Below are 19,813 nucleotides of genomic sequence, written 5' to 3'. Positions count from 1 at the left end.
GGGTTGCTCCTGAATTAAACGCCGTAGCGGCCGGTGATGGAAAAGTTGCGTTTGAACCAGCCGGCGATTGAACCCCACAGGCTGGGAGGCTTGGCGTGCTGTTTGAGGATCATGGCGACGATAGTCGACTGGTCGGCACCGGGATGGGCGTCCACCAGTGCGGCCACCCAGCCACAACCGGATTTTTTAAGGTGCTGGCGCCAGTCGCCGGGCCAGGTCTCGAGTTCCGCAACCGCCAGCCATATCGCCCCGCCCTGCTCGCAATGCCCGCCGCCAATCGACTGCTCGAAACACAACGGTTTGTCGGGCCGGGACGGGTCGATGTGAAAAACATAAACGTCATGATGCTGATGTTGCGGCGTCGGAGCGTTGTTCTGACTACCGATTGTGATCATGGCCACTGTCCATCCTTGGTCATCGGGGAAAGCCGCCATCTTAAAGGCCTAAAGCTTGTACGTCACATACCGACCGCGCCCGGTTTTCTTCGCTTGATACATGACTCGGTCAGCGGCCAATAGCAGCGTATCGGCAGAACTTTGCCCGTTGCCCAACGCAATGCCAATCGAAACACCCACGATGCACACCGTGCCGGAAATGAAAAACGGTGCTCTCAATGCGTCGATGCATTGCGTCGCTACGCTGCTGAGCGTCTCTTCCGCATCGGCCCCAAGGTCGCTCAGCAGCACCACAAACTCGTCACCACCGATGCGCGCCAGGGTATCGCTCGCCCGCACGACACTGGAAAAACGCCGCGCCACCTGACGCAGCACTTCATCACCGGCCTCATGCCCCAGGGAGTCATTGATGTGTTTGAAACCATCGAGGTCCATAAACAACAAACCGACCTGGGTCTCTTTGCGCTGCGCCAGGGCCAGCACCTGCCGAAGCTGGCCAGAGAGATGATGCCGGTTGGATAAACCCGTCAGCGTGTCGTGATGGGCAATTTTCTTAAGTTCATCCTGTTTGTCATTCAGCTTGACCAACAAGCGATTGAACGCCGAGATCAAATGCCCGACTTCATCATTTCGAATAACCGGCAACGGCGCGTGGGGCATTTCATCGCGAGTCATGCGGTCAGCCTGCGTGGCGGCACGAAACAGATGACGAAAGACAAAATACAAGCCGATGGAGGCGAACGTGGCGAAAAACAAAATCGATAACACTGCACCCTTCAGCAAAAAATGCTGGGTTCGCGTCACCGTGGCGAACGCCTCGCTGGTCGGCAAACGGGCAACGATGAACCAGCCGGCACTGGGGACAGCGGCTATCGCGGCGACTTCCTCGGTGCCTTTGGCATTGAGCGTCAACCCTGCCCCGCGAAACCCCGCCATCGCCCGATCAAGCAGTTCGTTGGCGCCGGGAGGCGACGTGGGCTTGAGTTCGACATCGAGCCGCAAGGAGTCGACGAACAATTGACTGTCCGGGAACACCAGCAGGAAATCACCCGAGGCATCACTCACGCGACTCAACAGTAACGAGTCAAGAAGCCCGGAAGCGCCGAGCGCGGTGACGCCAACCAGCACGCCCTGGACTTCTCCGTGGGCATTCTTGATGGGCACCGACATGGGCAATATTGGCGTTTTGGTTGCACCACTCACTCGCGGTTGGCTGATAAATGAACGCCCCGTCAAACCCGCCTGAACGTCCTCAGGCACGACGTCATCGGTATCGGGATAGTTCGCGAGTGAACGCCCCTGAGTGTTCACAATAAACAAACCGGCCGTGAACATCGTTTGATAGTCGTAATGCTCTTTCAGCCATGCGTGCAGCCGCTCGGGTTGCGTCAGCAGCTCGGCGGGGATGGCTGCGGCCAAGTGCTCCAGCAAACGCTGACGCTGGTCAATCTTGCTATCGATATCGCGGGCGACATAGGTGGCCAACGTTAACTGCTGGCCTTCCACTACCGCGCTTAAATCTTCCCGCAGGAAATTGGTTAACACGTAATAGCGCACGACAGCGCCAAAAATGACCATGCACAGCGCCAGTAGCAGCAGTCGCGTAACGATGCTGTTTCCGATTCGGGCGAGATCAAGCGGCGCATGATGATGTTTTGGCATCACTGGAGTGTATCCGAGAGCGCTGCGCTTTGGAGGGGTGTTTTCAGGGAGCGCCGCTTTCAGCTTTCACTGAGCAATTCCTCTTCCAGCCACCCAATCAGCGCACGCACCTCAAGCCGATCTTCCCCGCCCTGTTGCCTGTAAACGGATATCGCCTCCGGTAAAGGCACACTTTCGGCGCAAGGTCGCACCAGCGCCCCGCTGTCAATCAGCTTGCCGGCGGTTCGACGCCAGCCCATGGCAATCCCATGCCCTTCCACTGCGGCTTGAAGCATCAAGGGGTAGCTGTCGAACACGGCCCCCTTGGGATAGCTGTCTACCATCTGCCCAAACCTCTGCAGCCAGCTGTCCCACTCCATCAAATGGGGTGGCGTGGCGCGATGGTGTAACAGCGTATGGATGCGAAGTTCGCTGATAGGCAGCGATTGTCGGGCCGACAGGTAATGGGGACTGCACACGGGGAACACTTCATCGGCGGCGGTGAACGCCAGCACATGCAAGCCGCTGGCGCGCCCGGTGCTTTGCAAGGCAACGTCGAAGTGCTCGTTGAATTCAGTCAGTGGTCGGGTGGAGGTCGCGACCTGGATCTCGATATCCGGGTATTGCTGGTGGAACGTCGACAGGCGCGGCATCAGCCAATAGAACGCTTCGCACAACTGGCAGAGTAAAACGACACGGTTTTTGCGCGGTGATTCACGCAAGGTCACCGCACTGTCGCGGATACTTTGCAACGCGCTGCTGACCACGCGGCCGAGCTCACGACCCTCCTCCGTCAGGAACACCGCGCGATTGCGCCGGCAAAAGAGCTTCAGCCCCAGATTCTCTTCAAGCCCGCGGATCTGACGGCTGATCGCCGCTTGCGTGATGTGCAATTCATCGGCGGCTTTTGAAAAACTTTCCAGTCGGGCCGCTGCTTCAAACGGCAGCAAACTGGCGAGTGGCGGTAATGACTTCCCAAGGGTATTCATAATCTGAGGTTATGCATCCAGGACCGAGAACTCGTTTGTAGCACACCGACGACGCTGTGCAACATGCGCTGAATACCTCGCGGACACCACGCTATGACCTCTGCTCCCACAAACATCTTCATCGGCGTGACCCTGGCCGTGGTCGCAACCCTGAGCTGGGCGCTGAATTTCGTGGCGGCCTACGTCACCGGCGCCTACAGCATCTTCGATTTGTTGATCGTCAGGTTTCTGATCGCCGGTGCGCTGGGTGCCGGCGTGGTCCTGCTCTGTCGTGCCCAACTGCGGTTTCTGCGTCGCGACCAGCCATTTGTTGCCGCAGGCCTGGGGCTCATCGGCTACCTGGGCTACAGCAGTTGTATTGCCGCCGGCGTGATTTTTGGCGGCCCGGTGCTGACGCCCGCGTTTATCGGGATGGTGCCGGTGCTGTTGGCACTGCTCGGCAACGCCACGAAAAAAACCATCGAATGGCGCCGATTGTCCCTGCCGTTGGCTTTTTTGACCGGTGGGCTTTTGCTGTCGAATCTCAGCAGCCTCCATCAACCCGCCGCAGTCAACGGCTCGTGGCTGCTGGGGCTGGTTTTTTCAATCAGCGCCGTGGCCTTGTGGCTGGCCTTCAGCGTGCTGAACCAGAGGGCCCTGGAAAAACTCCCGGCCAATGCGACCGGTGTCTGGACAGGACTCATGATGGCGGGCGCCGGAATGGGCACCTTGTGCCTGTTACCGGTGGTGCAGGCGCTCGGTCTGCTCAAGCTGCCGACCCTGGGTTTCAGCGTTTCCGTGGCCGGCCATTTGTACATTTGGGCGCTGGTGATCGCGGTGATGTCGTCGTTCGCCGGGGCCTGGGCGTGGAACGCCGCGTCCCGTCGCCTGCCCATGGTGCTGTCCGGCCAACTGATCGCCCTTGAATCGCTGTTCGCCAGCGTGCTCGGCCTGTTGTTTCAGGGCCGGTTGCCGACGCTTTTAGAAGCCTCGGGACTTGCTGCCGTTCTGGTAGGCGTGGTGATGGCGGTTCGTATCATTCTGGTTCCACGCTGGGGCATGATGGCGAAAATCGTCGAGGACGACGCATGCGCCAACATCGAATCACCCTGATCATGCCTGGCAGCGCGGCCGATGCATTCGAAGCCTTCCACAATCATACGGTGCGCATGCAGTGGGACACGCTCTTGTCCCGCGCCGGCGTCGAAGGCGGGGGCAGTCATCCTTACATCGGTGCAATCACCTTCAATGAAGGGCGGGGCTGGAAACGTTACTTTTCCATGCGCACCCGTTTCGTCAACTTCCAACCGGCAAAGGTCGCCGCGGCCCTGTTGGTCGAGCCTGAAGGCGTGTTTGAGTGGTGGTCCGCGTCGATGCGCCATCGAGATCTGGGTGACAACCGGTCGGAGTTGATCTACACCTTCAGCGTCCGTTTACGTCCGCGTTGGCTGGGAGGGTTGCTGGATCCGCTGGTCAATCGTATTTTCGAGCATGAAACGCGCCAGCGCTTTGCTGCGATGGCTGAGTATTTACGGACCAAAACAAAAATAAGGAGTTGAAGATGTCTGAACTGAACCTGCATCCCAAAGCTGCAGAGTCCTTGAAACAGTGGCACGCCATGATCCACAAGGGCGACTTGAAAGCCTTGCCCGAATTGCTGGACCCAAAGGCAGTGTTCCGCTCGCCCATGGCACACACGCCTTATCCGGGCGCGGCCGTGGTGGCGATGATTCTGAACACCGTGGTCGATGTCTTCGAGAATTTTGAATACCACCGCGAATTGGCGACAGCGGACGGCTTGAATGTCGTACTCGAGTTCAGCGCGCAGGTTGGCGGAAAAGAGTTAAAAGGGATCGACATGATCCGGTTCAATGACGAAGGCAAAATCGTTGAATTTGAAGTAATGGTCCGGCCATTGAGTGGCTTGCAAGCCCTGGGAGCCGAAATGGGCAGCCGACTTGGCGCCTACCTGGCCGCCAGCAAAGCCTGATCACTCCTTATCACCCCTGTGGTTAGGGGCTTGTCCCCTCGCCACACAGTTTTCCTGCCCGCGCCACCACTGCGGATCAAAAACGAATTGAACCCCGCACGTCATTGCGTTTTCGAAACTTCATCAGCGCTGATCCTGGATCAGGTCAAGCGCCACTGAAGAGGAAACGCCGATGAACAGTCGATGCCTGCTTCTGCTTTTGATCGCCAGCCTGAGCCCCGCCTGGGCCATGGCTGAAGGCTGTGACGTGCTGACCCGATCCGAAAGCCCTTCGGTGCCCGTCGTCGAAACCCATAGTTGTTATGAGTACGAAGGCATGCCGGTGAATTCCATCGATTGGTCATGCAGCAACGAGAGCAAGGACATACTCAGCAGCACCAAGAAGAAGGTCGAGCACTGCGCCGATCATTACCAGGCCACCTGCATCGCCACGTTGACCCAGGAATCCCTGGCCAACCCGCATTCCACCAGCAAGGACAAGAACGCCAAGTCGCTGAACATTCCCGACAATGCCCAGGTGACGACGTATTACTACGGCGTAGAACACGTCGAGCAAGCCAGGATTGATTGCGAGTCGGGTGGCGGTCATTGGAAAGCGAAGTAGTCGATATCCTTAAATGGGGACACCCATTAGCCGGTCTCCAGTCATGGCTAATGGGTGTCCCCTTTTAAGTGATTTGCGCTGCGACCGCTGCCTTGTCGATGACCGACCAGACATTGCAGATTTTCCCGTGTTTGAACTCATAAAACACGTTCTCGCTGAATACCACCCGCCGCCCATTCACCTGTAAACCGAACAATTCCCCCACCGGCGTGCAATCAAAGCACAGCCTGGCGGCGATATGCGGCGGGTCGGCGATAAGCCGTTCGATCACGAAGCGCAGATCAGGGATCGAACGGAAATCGCGCTCCAGCATCACCCGATAACCAGACAGCCCGATTCGCCGGCCGTTGTAATGCACATCTTCATCGACAAGTTGGCCCAGGGCTGGCCAGTCCTGGCGGTTGAGGCAGTCGATGTAGGCGCGATAGATGTCGCTGAGTGTTTGTTTGTTCATTGTTCAATCTCTCCCTTCCAGCCTTGTAAAGCCAGAGCCCAACCCTCTGCATCCGTTATTTATGCTCAGTTCCCAGCTTAATAATATTTTACCGATACCAGGGTGAACCCTAGTCTTGACCCCAAGCGATGGCAGGCCATAACCGACCTGACTCCCACTTCGAAGGGTAAAAAGATGACCACTGAAAAAATAAAAACAGACACGCTGATCGTTGGCGCCGGTCAGGCTGGCGTGGCCATGAGTGAACATTTGAGCAAACTCGGTGTGCCGCACCTGGTGCTGGAGCGCAATCGCATTGCTGAACGCTGGCGCACCGGGCGCTGGGATTCGTTGGTGGCCAATGGTCCAGCCTGGCACGATCGCTTTCCCGGTATGGAGTTTGACGATCTGAGCCCTGACGGCTTTGCCCCGAAAGAGCGGGTGGCCGATTATTTCGAAGCCTACGCCAAGAAGTTCAACGCCCCGGTCCGCACCGGCGTGGAGGTGCTGAAGGTCGAGCGCAATGTCGGTCGGCCGGGTTTCACCATTGAAACCTCCGAAGGCGTGATCGAAGCCAATCGCGTCGTGGCTGCCACCGGGCCGTTCCAGCGCCCGGTGATCCCGCCGATTGCGCCGAAAGATGCGCCATTCACCCAGATCCACTCCGCCGAATACCGCAATCCGCAACAGTTGCCGGAAGGCGCGGTGCTGGTGGTGGGCGCCGGGTCGTCGGGGGTGCAGATTGCCGATGAACTGCAAGGCGCTGGCAGGAAGGTTTATCTCTCGGTGGGTGCCCATGACCGCCCTCCTCGCGCCTATCGCAACCGTGATTTCTGCTGGTGGCTGGGGGTGCTTGGCGAATGGGATCAAGCGGCGATGAAGCCTGGTCGCGAGCACGTGACCATCGCCGTCAGCGGCGCCCACGGCGGTCGCACCGTGGATTTCCGTGGCCTGGCTCATCGCGGCATGACGCTGGTCGGCCTGACTCAATCGTTCAACGGCGCCGTCGCGACCTTCCAGCCGAACCTGGCGGACAACCTGGCGCGCGGCGATGAAAACTACAAGGCGCTGCTCGATGCCGCCGACGCCTACATCGAGCGCAACGGCCTGGACCTGCCGGAAGAACCTGAAGCCCGGCATACCTTCCCGGACCCGGACTGCGTGACAAACCCGATCCTGCAACTCGACCTGGCCAAGGCTGGCGTCACTTCGATCATCTGGGCCACCGGTTTTGCCACGGATTACAGCTGGCTGAAGGTCAACGCGTTCGACGACAACGGCAAGCCGCAGCACCAGCGTGGGGTGTCGAGCGAACCGGGCGTGTATTTCCTCGGCTTGCCATGGCAGTCCCGGCGCGGCTCGTCGTTTATCTGGGGCGTCTGGCATGACGCCAAGTACGTGGCTGACCACATCGCCATCCAGCGTTCGTACCTCGACTACCGCGATGCCGACCAGCGTGAAGCCGAAGTCGCCCAGGTCGCCCCTAAAACCATCGTCAGCGCTTAATACTTTTTCAGGAGCTTTACATGTCCACACCAACCCATACCCGCATTCGCATGTTCAATACCAAGGAAACCTACCCGAACCAGAGCCTGGACAATGACCTGTGCCAAGCGGTCCGCGCCGGCAACACGGTTTATGTTCGCGGCCAGGTTGGTACCGATTTCGATGGCAATCTGGTGGGCCTCGGCGACCCGCGCGCGCAAACCGAGCAAGCCATGCGTAACGTCAAACAGCTGCTGGAAGAAGCCGGCAGCGACCTGAGCCACATTGTGAAAACCACTACCTACCTGATCGACCCGCGCTACCGCGAGCCGGTGTATCAGGAAGTCGGCAAGTGGCTCAAAGGGGTGTTTCCGATCTCGACCGGTTTGGTGGTGTCGGCGTTGGGGCAGCCGCAGTGGTTGATGGAAATTGATGTGATTGCGGTAATTCCTGAGTAAGCAGGGAAAGACTTAGTTACGCCGTTCTATGTAGCAGCTGGCGAAGCCTGCGTTCGGCTGCGAAGCAGTCGTGAAATCAGCCGACGCGTTTCTTCAGGAAGACCGCGCGCTCAGGTTTTGCGACTGCTTCGCAGCCGAACGCAGCCGAACGCAGGCTTCGCCAGCTGCTACAGGTTGCGTGCCCCCTTCTCCAAGGCTAATCAAGGAGCAAAACCATGACCTTCTCCATTACCGCCCGCTGCCCCGACACCGGCCAGCTCGGCATCGCCATCAGTTCCTCCAGCATCGCCGTCGGCGCCCGTTGCCCGTGGCTGTTGCCCGGTGTCGGCGCCGTCTCGACGCAAAATATCACCCTGCCGTCCCTCGGCCCGGAAACCCTTGCCCTCATGGAGCAAGGCCTCGCGCCTGCGGATGCCCTGGACAAAGTCCTGACCCGCAACGGCTACAGCCAATATCGCCAGGTCACCGCGATTGACCACCTCGGCCGCACCGCGCATTTCAGCGGCTCGGAAACCCTCGGTACCCACAACGCCGTATCCGGCGAACAATGCGTGGCGGCCGGCAATATGCTGGCGGATCGTTCGGTGATCGAGGCCATGGTGCAGGCGTTCGAGCAGGGAGAGGGTCAACTGGCCGATCGTTTGCTGGCGGCGATGAAAGCCGCTATCGCGGCGGGCGGTGAAGCCGGGCCGGTGCATTCGGCGGCCATGGTGGTGGTTGGTGAGCTGACCTGGCCGATCATCAACCTGCGGGTGGATTGGGCCGATGAAGACCCGATTGGTCAATTGGGACAGTTGTGGGACGCCTATCGCCCGCAGCTTCAGGATTACATCGACCGCGCCCTGGCCCCGGACAAATCCCCTGGCTACGGCGTTGCAGGAGACGAGCGATGAGCAGCAGCCGCGATTTGCTGAAAGCGTTGGTGGCATTCGACACCACAAGCCGCGAATCCAACCTGCACCTGATCGAGTTTGTCCGCGACTACCTTGCCGGTTTTGATGTGCCTTGCGAACGGGTCTACAACGAGCAGCGCAGCAAGGCCAATCTGTTCGCAACCATTGGCCCGGCAGACCTGCCGGGCATCGTGCTGTCGGGGCACACCGACGTGGTGCCCGTCGACGGCCAGCCGTGGACTGTTGCGCCCTTCGAACTCACCGAACGCGACGGCAAGCTGTACGGTCGCGGCACGGCGGACATGAAAGGCTACATCGCTTGCGTACTCGCGCTGGTGCCGTCGCTGGTGAAGGTCACGCTGCGACGGCCGGTGCACATTGCGCTGTCCTACGATGAAGAAGTGGGCTGCCTTGGCGTTCGCTCGCTGCTCAAAGCGCTGGAACAGCGCCCGGTCAAACCGATGCTGTGCATCATTGGCGAACCGACCGAGCTCAAACCGGTGTTGGGTCATAAAGGCAAACTGGCGATGCGTTGCGACATTCATGGCGAAGCCTGCCATTCGGCGTACGCGCCGCTGGGGGTCAATGCGATTGAATACGCTGCGGAGCTGATCGGTGAACTGGGCCGGATTGGCCAGCGGCTCAAGGCGCCGGAGCATCACGACGCCCGTTTCGACCCGCCCTTCAGCACCGTGCAAACCGGGGTGATTTCCGGTGGCAAGGCGTTGAACATCGTTCCCGCTGATTGCCGTTTTGATTTTGAAGTCCGTGCCCTGCCCTCACATGATCCGAGTCTGGTTGCACAAGAACTGCAGGCCTACGCCGAGCAACAGGTCTTGCCACGCATGCGCGCCGTGAGCGAGCAGAGTGCCATCCGTTTCAGTGAGTTGTCGGCGTACCCCGGTCTGGCGACTGATGCGCACAGCGAAGCGGCTGAATTGATCGCTGCGTTCTCGGGCTCACGGGAGTTTGGAACAGTGGCGTTCGGCACTGAAGGCGGACTGTTTGATGCGGTAGGGATTCCAACGGTGGTTTGCGGTCCGGGCAGCATGGATCAGGGTCACAAGCCGGACGAGTTTGTCAGCGTTGAGCAATTGAACGGCTGCGATGCCCTGCTGCAACGGATGCTGGCGTCGATCTGCTGAGTCATAGGCCCGACGTTCAGGTGTACAGTCGGGCCAATTCTTCCTGGCAATAATCCACGAACAACTGCACCGGTTTGGTCAGTTGCGACCTTTTGAGCCACGCCGCCGACAACCCCGAGCCCGTCACCGTTTCCGCGAGAGGGATGCACACCAGTTTTTGCCCGTCATAGGTGTACGGCGAAAACGGTTTGGTCACCAGAATCGAAAAGCCAAAACCGCGTCCGACCATACCCCGCACCATTTCGATCGAAGGCGAGCTGAAGACGATGTGCGGGGTCAGCCCGCGCTCTTCGAAAATGCTCACGAAATAGGTTCGGCTTGGCACCACGTCGAGCAAAATCATCGGCTCCAACACCAGGTCGTCCAGCGACACTTTCGCTTGTTGCGCAAAGCGATGGTCCGCCGGCAGCAAGGCATACGGCTGCTGCGGCGGCATCAGCGGCACTGTTTCAATCGTGCTGTCCAGATCGTGCTCAAAGAGCATCGCCAGGTCGATGCTGCCGGCGGTCAGGGCCTGCACCAGTTCTTGCTGTTCGCCATCGCGAATGCGGATTTCCACTCCCGGCCAGCGCTCTTTGAAACCGGCAATCAGGCGTGGCAGGTACAGCGGCGCAACGGTCTCAAAGCAGCCGATATCGATCTGCCCCGCCACCACATCATTGTCCGCCAGCGCGTTCTGCTCAAACTCGTGCGCGACCCGCAACAACTCCAGCGCCTTGCGGTAAAACCGCGAGCCACTCGGCGTCAGCGAAACACCTTGGGCGTGATGCCGGATGAACAACTGCACGCCGAAGCTTTCTTCCAAGTGCTTGATCGCCGTCGACACCGACGGCTGGGCGATGTAGAGCTTGCGCGAAGCCTCCGCCACGCTGCCGCACTCGGCGGTGGTGACGAAATAGCGCAGCTGTCGCAGGTTGTAAGCGGCCATGCGGACTCTCCAGAAAACACAATAACCATGGCTGTAAACCGCCCCGTAGGAGCTGCCGAAGGCTGCGATCTTTTGATCTTGATCTTAAAAAGCAAAATCAAAAGATCGCAGCCTTCGGCAGCTCCTACGGGGATCGGGGCGGCGCCGTCAACGGGGTGTCGCAAAGCCCCTTTATCCACCCAGAACATACCGGACCCACCCAAACCCCGGGCATATATTTTTTAAGGTTTAAGGCAACAAACTTACTAATTTATCTATCCCGGTGCATTGCACATCATCACTCCAACAAGAAAAGCGTCGCCCACGCGGCGCTCACCGAAGTACGTCCACGTACTCACTTTGCCTTGGAGTTCGTCATGGTCACCTCTGCAACAACCTCCGCCCCGCTGATCGAGAAACACACGATCGGCTACGTTCCCCCGGAAGATCGCCATGGAAAGGTCCGGGACCTGTTCACCCTCTGGTTCGGCGGCAACATCGCGCCGCTGCCCATCGTCACCGGCGCCCTCGGCGTGCAACTGTTTCACCTGAACCTGGTGTGGGGCATCGTCGCCATTCTGGTCGGGCATCTGGTCGGCGGCGTGCTGATGGCGCTGCACTCGGCACAAGGCCCGCAGATGGGCATCCCGCAGATGATCCAGAGCCGCGCCCAGTTCGGCTCCCTCGGTGCACTGCTGGTGGTGCTGATCGCCGGGGTCATGTACATCGGCTTCTTCGCCTCCAACATCGTCCTCGCCGGCAAGTCCCTGCACGGCGTGGTCGACAGCGTGCCGGTACCGGTGGGCATCGTCATCGGCGCCCTCGGTTCGGGCATCATCGGCATCATCGGCTACCGCTTCATCCACGTGCTCAACCGCATCGGCACCTGGGTCCTCGGCGCCGGCATCGTGCTCGGCTTCGGCTACATCTTCACCCACGTGCAAACCGCCGACTTCCTCACCCGCGGCAGCTTCAACATCTCCGGCTGGCTGGCCACCGTGTCGCTGGCGGCGCTGTGGCAGATCGCCTTCGCACCGTACGTCTCCGACTACTCGCGCTACCTGCCGGCCGACGTGCCCGTGGCCTCGACGTTCTGGACGACATATCTGGGCACCGTGCTCGGCTCCAGCCTCTCGTTCATCTTCGGCGCCGTCGCCGTCCTCGCCACACCCGTCGGTATGGACACCATGGACGCGGTCAAACTCGCCACCGGCTCCATCGGCCCGTTGATGCTGGTGCTGTTCCTGCTCAGCGTCATCAGCCACAACGCCCTCAACCTCTACGGCGCCGTGCTGTCGCTGATCACCCTGATCCAAACCTTCGCCTACCGCTGGATCCCCACCGCCAAGAGCCGCGCCGTGCTCTCGGTCATCGTCCTCGGCGCCTGCTGCTTCGCCGCCGTCGGCGCCTCGGCCGACTTCATCGGCCACTTCGTCGACATGGTGCTGGTGCTGCTAGTGGTGCTGGTGCCGTGGACCGCAATCAACCTGATCGACTTCTACGCGATCCACAAAGGACAGTACGACATCGACTCGATCTTCCACGTCGATGGCGGGATCTATGGCCGCTACAACCCGCAGGCGCTGTTGGCCTATGCGATCGGGATCATCGTGCAGATTCCATTCATGAACACGCCGCTGTACGTCGGGCCGATTTCCGAGCACATCAATGGCGCGGATCTGTCCTGGGTGGTGGGGTTGTTGGTGACTTCGCCGTTGTATTTCTGGTTGGCGAGTCGGGACAGTGCTTACAAGCGTCGGTTGTCGACGGGGAAACTGGCAAACGCCGGGTAAGCGCTAACGCAGATCTTTCAAGCGTAAAAAAAACCCGCACTGAGTTGCGGGTTTTTTCTATCCTTGCATCCAGACACCCACTGCGGACATCAACATGCCCAGCCCCGAATCCACCCTTCTCCAAAGCTGGCACCACAACGCCCAGCCCTGGATCGAAGCCATCCGAACCGGCACTCTCGAAAGCCGTGTCCAGGTCACCGACCAGGCCATCCTGCTGGCGATACTGGGCCGGCAGCCCGAACGCGTGCTCGATCTGGGTTGCGGTGAGGGTTGGCTGTTGCGTGCCTTGGCTAAACGGGGCATCGAGGCGGTCGGGGTGGATGGCGATGGGACGTTGGTCGAGGCGGCGCGGGCGGCGGGGTCTTCGCCGGTGCATGTGGCGAGCTATGAACAGTTGGTCGAAGCGAAGGTGGACATTGGCAGCGGCTTTGATTTGATCTGCGCCAACTTTGCCCTGCTGCATCAGGACATCATTCCGCTGCTCGCCGCCATGAACGCCCTGCTCGCCCCTGGCGGCGCGCTGGTGATCCAGACGCTGCATCCGTGGGCTGCGGCGGCGGGCGACTATCAGGATGGCTGGCGGGAAGAGACCTTCGCCGGGTTCAAGGGGCAGTGGCGCCCCATGCCGTGGTACTTTCGCACGTTGTCCAGTTGGCTCAATGCGCTGGACATGGCCGGTTTTCGGCTGGCCGGCCTGCAGGAGCCGCAGCATCCGCAAAGCCCTGCGCCGCAGTCGTTGCTGTTGGTGGCCGAACAACGGGGGTGATTCTTGTCCCCACGAACTGTCCATCCGCGATCCACGTGATCACGGCAAGCACACTAGATAAGGTTCGTCTCATGAGCAAAGCGTCCTACGTTCCGCCCAAGGTCTGGAAAAATAACGCGCCGTCCGGGGGCCAATTCGCCAGCATCAACCGCCCGACTGCCGGGCCGACCCATGACAAGGCATTACCGCTAGGCAAGCATCCGTTGCAGCTTCATTCGCTGGCCACGCCCAATGGCGTAAAGGTGACCATCCTCCTCGAGGAGTTGCTGGCACTGGGGCATACCGACGCCGAGTACGACGCCTGGCTGATCCGCATCGGCGAAGGCGACCAGTTCTCCAGCGGCTTTGTCGAGATCAACCCGAATTCGAAGATCCCGGCGTTGCTGGACCGCAGCGTGGAGCCCGCGATTCGCGTGTTTGAGTCCGGTTCGATCCTGCTGTACCTGGCGGAAAAATTCGGCGCCTTCCTGCCGACCGATCTGGCCGCACGCACCGAGACCCTCAACTGGCTGTTCTGGCAAATGGGTGCGGCGCCCTACCTGGGCGGCGGCTTCGGGCATTTCTACGCCTATGCGCCGGATAAGCTTGAGTACCCGATCAATCGCTTCACGATGGAAGCCAAGCGTCAGCTGGATGTTCTCGATCGCCGTCTCGGTGAAAGCCGCTACTTGGCCGGTGAGAGCTACACCATCGCCGATATCGCGGTCTGGCCCTGGTACGGCCAACTGGTACGGGACAACGTGTACTCGGCGGCGGAGTTTCTTTCGGCACACGAATATACCCATGTGCAGCGCTGGGCCGAGGAGATCGCCAACCGGCCTGCGGTCATCCGTGGGCAACGCGTCAACCGCACGTGGGGCGACGAGGCGAGCCAAGTCCCAGAGCGGCACCAGGCCGAAGATCTGGTTTAGCTGATCTCGCCGGCGGCGGGATCGGGCTCACTCGATCCGGCCACCGGCGCCATGATTTCGCGCAACGACATGGATCTGAAGGCATCGACCAAGCCGCGCCCCTCCTCCGGGGAACAGGAAACGGCCAGGCGCATGGTCGCCTCCCCAAGATGCCAGATCAGAAACGCAGATTCCCGAACCTGCCGCGCATCGCTGCCCGGAAACACCCGCAGCATCGCATCGCTCAATAACCCGCCCGCCACACGACTCTCCTGCAACTCCAGCGCCATGAGCTGTTTGTCCGCTTGCATCCCGGACCAGATATCACGCATGGCCGGTGTCGCCAGAACGATCTCGTAATACAAATCGAGCAGCCCGGAATACGCCGTTCGCAGTCCTTGCGCGTCCTCGACGGCGCCCAGCGCCTCTTCGATGCAGCGACGGCTTTCGGCGTTGTAGCGCTCGGCCAGCGTGCGAATCACCGAGCTCTTGTCCGGAAAGTACTGATACAGCGAACCGATCGAGATCTCTGAACGCTCGGCAATCTCACTCATCTTTACCTGGTCACTGCCCTTGCTCGCGATCAAATCAGTGGCGACGGCGAGAATCCGCTCCTGCCTCTCACGGCTGCGCTGCTGCGTGGGATTGCGCCGCGCTGGCTCTGCAACAGGCGGTTCGACGGCTTCGATGGTTTTCTTGGGCACTGGCGTAACTCTCCCGGACGAGAACATGACATAGGCTCACTTTAGCATCGCCCATCCGTCGGGCTCCGCAATTCTGCCCGTTGACAGCAAAACATGAGGGTCTATCATCTTTTTAAACGTGAGTGTCACTCACATTAACCCGAGGGAGATGAAACGATGAAAAACCAACAAGAAACCATCCTGATTCTCGGCGCCACCGGCAAAACCGGACGGCGAATTGCCCAACGACTGGAAACTGCCGGCCGGCCCGTTCGCCTGGGTTCTCGCACGGCAAGCCCCGCCTTCGACTGGGAAGATCGAACCACATGGGCCGCTGCGCTGGATGGCATTCACGCGGTGTACATTTCATTTCAACCCGACCTCGCCGTCCCGGGCGCGCTCGAAACGGTTCAGGCATTCACCGATCAGGCGGTCAACAGCGGCGTCAGCAAACTGGTGTTGCTGTCCGGACGCGGTGAGATCGAAGCAGAACAGGCCGAACAGGTCGTACAGAACAGCGGCGTCGACTGGACCATCCTGCGCGCCAGTTGGTTTTTCCAGAATTTCAGCGAAGCACACTTCTTCGAACCTATTCAGCAAGGGGAACTCGTCCTCCCCGTGGGCACTATCGCCGAGCCTTTCATCGATGCCGAAGACATTGCCGAAATCGCCGTCGCGGCGCTGACCCAACCCGGACACTCACGCCAACTCTATGAACTGACCGGCCCACGCGCGCTGACGTTTGCCGAAGCCGTCGAAGAAATCGCCCGTGAGACAAAGCGCGAAATCCAGTTCGCCTCAGTACCGCCGGATGATTATCGCCAAGCGTTGGAACAGGCAGAACTGCCAGCAGAAGTGATCGATCTGGTGCTGTACCTGTTCACCACCGTGCTCGATGGCCGTAACACAGCGGTCGCCGATGGCGTACAGCGTGCGTTGGGTCGGCCGGCGCAGGACTTTAGCGAGTATGTCCGGCGCACGGCGGCGACTGGGGTTTGGGTCAGCGAAGGATAACGTCCAATTCACCGCTATGGGACCGATGGCGGCCCGTCTTGATCGGCTGCCATCAGTCACTTCAGTCGTCAAACAGTCGATTGCACAACCGCCGCTTGCCGCCCCTTGAAGGCCAGTGAAAAACAGAAAAAGATCGCCAACGCAAAGCCTGCCGGAAACAGCCAGATGCTTGTCCAGTCATGGCTGTTGGCCGAGGCGTAGTGGTCGGTCACCTGCCCTGCTACCCAGAAGCCAATCAACATGCCCAGACCGTAGGTCGCCAGGGTAATCAGGCCTTGGGCGGAACTTCTGAAGCGTTCCGAGGCTTTGGCATCGGTGTAGATCTGGCCCGAAACGAAGAAAAAATCGTAGCAAATGCCGTGCAAGGCGATACCGGTGAACAGCATGAACGCCAAGTCGCCATTGTTGCCGTAGGCGAACAGCAGGTAGCGCAAGGCCCACGCCAGCATCCCCACCAGCAGCGCGATTTTGATACCGAAGCGATGAATGAACAGCGGCAGCAGGAGCATGAACAGCACTTCGGAAACCTGCCCGATGGCCATTTTCGCCGTAGGGTTGGTCACGCCGATTTCCGCCAGGAACGGATTGGCATTCTGGTAATAAAACGCCAGCGGAATGCAGATCAAAATGGAGGCGATGAAGAACACCAGGTAGCTGCGATCCTTCAGCAAACCCAAGGCATCCAGCCCGAGCATTTGCTTGAGGCCGCCACTGCCCGCTTCAGGCTTCAGGGGTGCAGTGCGCGGCAAGGTGAAGCTGTAGAGCCCGAGCACAAGGGAGGCTATCGCCGACATCAAAAAGGTATTGCGCAAGCCGCCGGACGAGATGGCGGCCTGGGAGTCCCAGGCGAATACAAAACTGATCACCACACCCGCCACAATCCAGCCAATGGTGCCCCACACGCGGATGCGGGAAAACTCCAGGGCCGGGTCGCTCATCTGCCGGAACGCGACTGAATTGACCAGTGCCAGGGTCGGCATGTAGATCATCATGTAGGCCAGCACGAACGGATAAAACGTGCTGAAGTCCGGGGCGCGATAGAGCTGGTACAGCAACACGGCACCGATCAGGTGCAACACGGCGAGGATGCGCTCGGCATTGAAGAATCGGTCGGCGATCAAGCCAATCACAAAAGGCGCGATGATCGCGCCCCAGGATTGGGTCGAGAACGCCATGCCGATCTGCCCACCGCTGGCGCCCAGGTTACTGGCAAGGAACGTCCCGAGGGTGACGAACCAGCCACCCCAGATAAAAAACTGCAGGAACATCATGGCGCTCAATCGCGCGGTCATCGTGGTCATAACAGTCACCTTCTTATTGTTTTTCTTGTTGGAGAGCGGGCCATACCGGGCTGTGATCAGGCGTCGGGCAACCCCAGCAATCGTCGATTGAAACCTTCGTCAGCCGACACACTGGCGAAATCGTCGAAGGCCTTTTGCGTCTTGTTGATCATGTGCCGCTCAATAAACGCCGCCCCTTCGGCGGCACCCTGCGCGGAATCCTTCAGGCAACATTCCCACTCGAGCACGGCCCAACCGGTGAAGTCGTATTGAGTCAGTTTGCTGAAGATCGATTTGAAATCGATCTGGCCATCGCCCAGGGAACGGAAACGTCCCGGCCGCTCGACCCAGCCCTGATAACCGCCATAGACCCCCGAACGCGCATCCGGCCGGAACTCGGCATCCTTGACGTGAAACATGCGGATCCGCTCGTGGTAGCGATCGATGAAGCCCAAGTAGTCCATTTGCTGGAGCAGCAGATGACTCGGGTCGTAGAGGATGGCGGCGCGCGGGTGATGATCGACAGCGTCCAGAAAGCGCTCGAACGAGGCGCCGTCGTGCAGGTCTTCGCCGGGGTGGATTTCGTAGCACAGATCGACCCCGGCCTCTTCGAAACAATCGAGGATCGGCAACCAGCGCTTGGCCAGTTCGGCGAAACCTTGCTCGACCAGACCGCTCGGCCGTTGCGGCCACGGGTAAATGTAGGGCCAGAGCAGCGCACCGGAGAACGTCGCGTGGGCCTTCAATCCCAAGCGCTGGCTGGCACGTGCGGCCAACTTCAATTGTTCGATGGCCCACTCGGTACGGGCCTGGGGCTGGCCGCGCAGATGGGCCGGTGCGAAGTCATCGAACAGCGTGTCAAACGCCGGATGCACAGCCACCAACTGGCCTTGCAGGTGCGTCGACAACTCACTGATCTCGACCCCGGCTTGGGCGCAGACGGCTTTCAATTCGTCGCAGTAATCCTGACTTTCGGCGGCGAGCGCCAAGTCGATGAACTGAGTACCGAGGGTCGGCAGTTGAATGGCTTTGTAACCTTGCGCCGCCGCCCAGTGGGCAATGTTGGTCAAGGTGTCGAACGGTGCTTCGGCCGACATGAACTGCGCGAGGAAAATCCCCGGGCCACGCAGGCCTTTGATGGTTTCGGGTTGATCGTTCACGGCAGGATTCTCCAGCGTCATGGGGTGCACACCAGTTCGGTCCATTTGGCGTCGCCGCGATGGTTGGCGATCACCGTCTCGATGAAGGCCATGCCGCGCAGCCCCACCTCGATACCGGGTACGCCGGGGGCATCGTTGCCCACGACCTTGCCGCGAATGGCGTTGGCAAAATCGCCGTAGAGGTTGGCCATGGCTTCGAGATAGCCTTCAGGGTGTCCGGCAGGCAACCGCATGCGTTGGGTGGCGGCCGCGCACAACCAGGGCTGGCCAAGGCCGGAACGCAAGATGCGCAAGGGTTGATCGAGGGCGCGATGGATCAGGCTGGCGGGTTCTTCCTGGCGCCATTCCAGTCCACCCTTGTCGCCGTAGACACGAATCTTCAGCGGGTTTTCTTCACCGGCGCAGACCTGGCTGGCGATCAACACGCCGCTAGCGCCATCGGCCATCTGGAACAACATCGAGGCGTCATCGTCCAGCTGCCGGCCAGGGATGTGCACGCCCAACATCGCGCACAGTTGCTGGATCGGTTGATCGGCGACGAACTCCGCGAGGGAAAAGGCATGGGTACCGATATCACCAATGCAGCCACCCAACCCCGACAATTCCGGCTGATCGCGCCATTCAGCCTGCTTGTTGCCCTGCCCGGCCACATCCTGGCTGAGCCAGCCTTGGGGATACTCGACAATGACCTTGCGCACCGCGCCGATCACGCCACTGCGGACCATCTCACGCGCCTGCCAGACCATCGGGTAACCCAGGTACGTGTGGGCCAGGCCGTACAGGCGATTGCTGCGAATGACTTGCTCTTTCAGCGCCAGCAACTCGGCCAGATTCAGCGCGGCGGGTTTTTCGCTGAACACGTGAAAACCCGCCTTCAGTGCCTGGCTGGCGACCGGCGCGTGCAGGTGATTGGGGGTGACGATCACCACCAGTTCCATGCGCTGTTCTGCGGGCAGCAAGCGCTCGGCCTCGATCATCTGCTGCCAGTCGCCGTAGCAGCGCGATGCAGGTAAACCGAGCGCCGCGCCGCTGTTCAGATTGTTTTGCGCGTCTCGGCTAAAGGCGCCGCATACCAGCTCAAAACGGCCGTCGAGCCCGGCGGCCTGACGGTGGGCCTTGGCGATGAAAGCACCCTCGCCGCCCCCGACAAATCCCATTCTTATTTTTGCCACTGGCACATTCATCGCAACTCTTCTCTGTTTTAAGCGGCTGGATACACTCATGATGTAACCGGTTACATCGTGGCGGAAATTTAGGCCCAGTTCGGCAAGGTGTCAAACCCCCGGGTAAAAAACCCAGACATTTCAG

21 protein-coding genes are annotated in these 19,813 nt (G+C 60.0%); 12 read left to right on the top strand and 9 right to left on the bottom strand.

Going from position 1 to position 19,813, the window contains the following annotated elements:
- Positions 1-14: 14 nt before the first annotated feature.
- Genes ACA071_RS13195 through ACA071_RS13185 form a run of 3 tightly spaced genes read right to left on the bottom strand, consistent with a single transcriptional unit; the run spans position 15 to position 3,025 of the window.
- Complete coding sequence (locus tag ACA071_RS13195) at positions 15-395, bottom strand: hypothetical protein (RefSeq protein ID WP_497644744.1); 381 nt, start codon at positions 393-395, stop codon at positions 15-17.
- A 48-nt stretch (positions 396-443) separates the two neighbouring features.
- Positions 444-2,057 carry a diguanylate cyclase domain-containing protein gene (locus ACA071_RS13190; protein WP_497644743.1) on the bottom strand — a complete coding sequence of 538 codons (1,614 nt, stop codon included), beginning with the start codon at positions 2,055-2,057 and terminating at the stop codon, positions 444-446.
- A 59-nt stretch (positions 2,058-2,116) separates the two neighbouring features.
- Entirely contained in the window at positions 2,117-3,025 is a 909-nt protein-coding gene (locus tag ACA071_RS13185; RefSeq protein WP_497644742.1) for a LysR substrate-binding domain-containing protein, read from the bottom strand.
- Between the two features lie 93 nt (positions 3,026-3,118).
- On the opposite strand from ACA071_RS13185, the gene ACA071_RS13180 reads away from it, so the two are divergent.
- The 4 genes from ACA071_RS13180 to ACA071_RS13165 all read left to right on the top strand — a co-directional run bounded on the left by ACA071_RS13180 (position 3,119) and on the right by ACA071_RS13165 (position 5,598).
- On the top strand, positions 3,119-4,117 hold the full coding sequence (locus ACA071_RS13180; protein WP_497644741.1) for a DMT family transporter: 999 nt from the start codon (positions 3,119-3,121) through the stop codon (positions 4,115-4,117).
- Complete coding sequence (locus ACA071_RS13175; RefSeq protein WP_497644740.1) at positions 4,093-4,563, top strand: hypothetical protein; 471 nt, start codon at positions 4,093-4,095, stop codon at positions 4,561-4,563. The genes ACA071_RS13180 and ACA071_RS13175 overlap by 25 nt, the downstream gene beginning before the upstream one ends.
- A 2-nt stretch (positions 4,564-4,565) precedes the next feature.
- Entirely contained in the window at positions 4,566-4,994 is a 429-nt protein-coding gene (locus ACA071_RS13170) for a nuclear transport factor 2 family protein (protein WP_497644739.1), read from the top strand.
- 172 nt (positions 4,995-5,166) lie between these two features.
- A complete protein-coding gene (locus ACA071_RS13165) occupies positions 5,167-5,598 on the top strand; it encodes a hypothetical protein (protein ID WP_497644738.1) in 432 nt (143 codons plus the stop codon).
- A gap of 64 nt (positions 5,599-5,662) precedes the next feature.
- On the opposite strand, the gene ACA071_RS13160 is transcribed toward ACA071_RS13165, so the two are convergent.
- Positions 5,663-6,052: an ester cyclase gene (locus ACA071_RS13160; protein ID WP_497644737.1), complete on the bottom strand. Its 390-nt coding sequence runs from the start codon at positions 6,050-6,052 to the stop codon at positions 5,663-5,665.
- 138 nt (positions 6,053-6,190) lie between these two features.
- Between ACA071_RS13160 and ACA071_RS13155 the strand changes: the two genes are divergently transcribed.
- From ACA071_RS13155 to argE, 4 genes are all read left to right on the top strand, one after another.
- A complete protein-coding gene (locus ACA071_RS13155; RefSeq protein ID WP_497645303.1) occupies positions 6,191-7,537 on the top strand; it encodes a flavin-containing monooxygenase in 1,347 nt (448 codons plus the stop codon).
- A gap of 20 nt (positions 7,538-7,557) precedes the next feature.
- Positions 7,558-7,974, top strand: a complete 417-nt coding sequence (locus ACA071_RS13150; protein ID WP_497644736.1) for a RidA family protein — start codon at positions 7,558-7,560, stop codon at positions 7,972-7,974.
- A gap of 215 nt (positions 7,975-8,189) precedes the next feature.
- Complete coding sequence (locus tag ACA071_RS13145) at positions 8,190-8,867, top strand: DUF1028 domain-containing protein (protein ID WP_497644735.1); 678 nt, start codon at positions 8,190-8,192, stop codon at positions 8,865-8,867.
- Entirely contained in the window at positions 8,864-10,012 is a 1,149-nt protein-coding gene (gene argE / locus ACA071_RS13140) for an acetylornithine deacetylase (protein ID WP_497644734.1), read from the top strand. Before ACA071_RS13145 ends, argE begins: the two co-directional genes overlap by 4 nt.
- 16 nt (positions 10,013-10,028) lie before the next feature.
- On the opposite strand, the gene ACA071_RS13135 is transcribed toward argE, so the two are convergent.
- Positions 10,029-10,940, bottom strand: a complete 912-nt coding sequence (locus tag ACA071_RS13135) for a LysR family transcriptional regulator (protein ID WP_497644733.1) — start codon at positions 10,938-10,940, stop codon at positions 10,029-10,031.
- Between the two features lie 356 nt (positions 10,941-11,296).
- On the opposite strand from ACA071_RS13135, the gene ACA071_RS13130 reads away from it, so the two are divergent.
- From ACA071_RS13130 to yghU, 3 genes are all read left to right on the top strand, one after another.
- Positions 11,297-12,712, top strand: a complete 1,416-nt coding sequence (locus ACA071_RS13130) for a purine-cytosine permease family protein (protein ID WP_497644732.1) — start codon at positions 11,297-11,299, stop codon at positions 12,710-12,712.
- Between the two features lie 94 nt (positions 12,713-12,806).
- Positions 12,807-13,478 (top strand): class I SAM-dependent methyltransferase, encoded by a 672-nt coding sequence (locus ACA071_RS13125; RefSeq protein ID WP_497644731.1) that lies wholly within the window; start codon positions 12,807-12,809, stop codon positions 13,476-13,478.
- Positions 13,479-13,549: 71 nt separating this feature from the next.
- Entirely contained in the window at positions 13,550-14,389 is an 840-nt protein-coding gene (yghU, locus tag ACA071_RS13120) for a glutathione-dependent disulfide-bond oxidoreductase (protein WP_497644730.1), read from the top strand.
- On the opposite strand, the gene ACA071_RS13115 is transcribed toward yghU, so the two are convergent.
- Positions 14,386-15,072, bottom strand: a complete 687-nt coding sequence (locus tag ACA071_RS13115; RefSeq protein WP_497644729.1) for a TetR/AcrR family transcriptional regulator — start codon at positions 15,070-15,072, stop codon at positions 14,386-14,388. The two genes, yghU and ACA071_RS13115, sit on opposite strands and share 4 nt — an antisense overlap.
- Before the next feature lie 156 nt (positions 15,073-15,228).
- Here ACA071_RS13115 and ACA071_RS13110 point away from each other — a divergent pair, with 156 nt between their 5' ends.
- Positions 15,229-16,065, top strand: coding sequence for an NAD(P)H-binding protein (locus ACA071_RS13110; protein ID WP_497644728.1), 837 nt, complete (start codon positions 15,229-15,231; stop codon positions 16,063-16,065).
- Between the two features lie 68 nt (positions 16,066-16,133).
- Here ACA071_RS13110 and ACA071_RS13105 read toward each other — a convergent pair whose 3' ends face one another.
- From ACA071_RS13105 to ACA071_RS13095, 3 genes are read right to left on the bottom strand one after another with little or no spacing between them, the layout of a single operon-like run.
- Positions 16,134-17,366, bottom strand: a complete 1,233-nt coding sequence (locus ACA071_RS13105) for a nucleoside permease (protein WP_497644727.1) — start codon at positions 17,364-17,366, stop codon at positions 16,134-16,136.
- Positions 17,367-17,422: 56 nt separating this feature from the next.
- The gene (locus tag ACA071_RS13100; protein ID WP_497644726.1) at positions 17,423-18,526 is read right to left on the bottom strand and encodes a sugar phosphate isomerase/epimerase family protein; all 1,104 of its coding nucleotides are present in this window, start codon (positions 18,524-18,526) and stop codon (positions 17,423-17,425) included.
- Complete coding sequence (locus tag ACA071_RS13095; protein ID WP_497644725.1) at positions 18,523-19,689, bottom strand: Gfo/Idh/MocA family protein; 1,167 nt, start codon at positions 19,687-19,689, stop codon at positions 18,523-18,525. Before ACA071_RS13095 ends, ACA071_RS13100 begins: the two co-directional genes overlap by 4 nt.
- Positions 19,690-19,813 lie beyond the last annotated feature (124 nt).

The sequence above is a fragment of the Pseudomonas sp. LBUM1646 genome (genome assembly GCF_059716165.1).
This window is presented reverse-complemented; position numbering and strand designations above follow the sequence as displayed.

What these genes read in the sequence shown, in the direction of transcription:
- ACA071_RS13095 (WP_497644725.1), bottom strand. Translation starts at nt 19,689, where the DNA reads ATGAATGTGCCAGTGGCAAAAATAAGAATGGGATTTGTCGGGGGCGGC.
- ACA071_RS13185 (WP_497644742.1), bottom strand. Translation starts at nt 3,025, where the DNA reads ATGAATACCCTTGGGAAGTCATTACCGCCACTCGCCAGTTTGCTGCCG.
- ACA071_RS13110 (WP_497644728.1), top strand. Translation starts at nt 15,229, where the DNA reads ATGAAAAACCAACAAGAAACCATCCTGATTCTCGGCGCCACCGGCAAA.
- ACA071_RS13175 (WP_497644740.1), top strand. Translation starts at nt 4,093, where the DNA reads ATGCGCCAACATCGAATCACCCTGATCATGCCTGGCAGCGCGGCCGAT.
- yghU (WP_497644730.1), top strand. Translation starts at nt 13,550, where the DNA reads ATGAGCAAAGCGTCCTACGTTCCGCCCAAGGTCTGGAAAAATAACGCG.
- argE (WP_497644734.1), top strand. Translation starts at nt 8,864, where the DNA reads ATGAGCAGCAGCCGCGATTTGCTGAAAGCGTTGGTGGCATTCGACACC.
- ACA071_RS13195 (WP_497644744.1), bottom strand. Translation starts at nt 395, where the DNA reads ATGATCACAATCGGTAGTCAGAACAACGCTCCGACGCCGCAACATCAG.
- ACA071_RS13105 (WP_497644727.1), bottom strand. Translation starts at nt 17,366, where the DNA reads ATGACCACGATGACCGCGCGATTGAGCGCCATGATGTTCCTGCAGTTT.
- ACA071_RS13190 (WP_497644743.1), bottom strand. Translation starts at nt 2,057, where the DNA reads ATGCCAAAACATCATCATGCGCCGCTTGATCTCGCCCGAATCGGAAAC.
- ACA071_RS13125 (WP_497644731.1), top strand. Translation starts at nt 12,807, where the DNA reads ATGCCCAGCCCCGAATCCACCCTTCTCCAAAGCTGGCACCACAACGCC.
- ACA071_RS13180 (WP_497644741.1), top strand. Translation starts at nt 3,119, where the DNA reads ATGACCTCTGCTCCCACAAACATCTTCATCGGCGTGACCCTGGCCGTG.
- ACA071_RS13135 (WP_497644733.1), bottom strand. Translation starts at nt 10,940, where the DNA reads ATGGCCGCTTACAACCTGCGACAGCTGCGCTATTTCGTCACCACCGCC.
- ACA071_RS13130 (WP_497644732.1), top strand. Translation starts at nt 11,297, where the DNA reads ATGGTCACCTCTGCAACAACCTCCGCCCCGCTGATCGAGAAACACACG.
- ACA071_RS13165 (WP_497644738.1), top strand. Translation starts at nt 5,167, where the DNA reads ATGAACAGTCGATGCCTGCTTCTGCTTTTGATCGCCAGCCTGAGCCCC.
- ACA071_RS13170 (WP_497644739.1), top strand. Translation starts at nt 4,566, where the DNA reads ATGTCTGAACTGAACCTGCATCCCAAAGCTGCAGAGTCCTTGAAACAG.
- ACA071_RS13150 (WP_497644736.1), top strand. Translation starts at nt 7,558, where the DNA reads ATGTCCACACCAACCCATACCCGCATTCGCATGTTCAATACCAAGGAA.
- ACA071_RS13145 (WP_497644735.1), top strand. Translation starts at nt 8,190, where the DNA reads ATGACCTTCTCCATTACCGCCCGCTGCCCCGACACCGGCCAGCTCGGC.
- ACA071_RS13100 (WP_497644726.1), bottom strand. Translation starts at nt 18,526, where the DNA reads ATGACGCTGGAGAATCCTGCCGTGAACGATCAACCCGAAACCATCAAA.
- ACA071_RS13160 (WP_497644737.1), bottom strand. Translation starts at nt 6,052, where the DNA reads ATGAACAAACAAACACTCAGCGACATCTATCGCGCCTACATCGACTGC.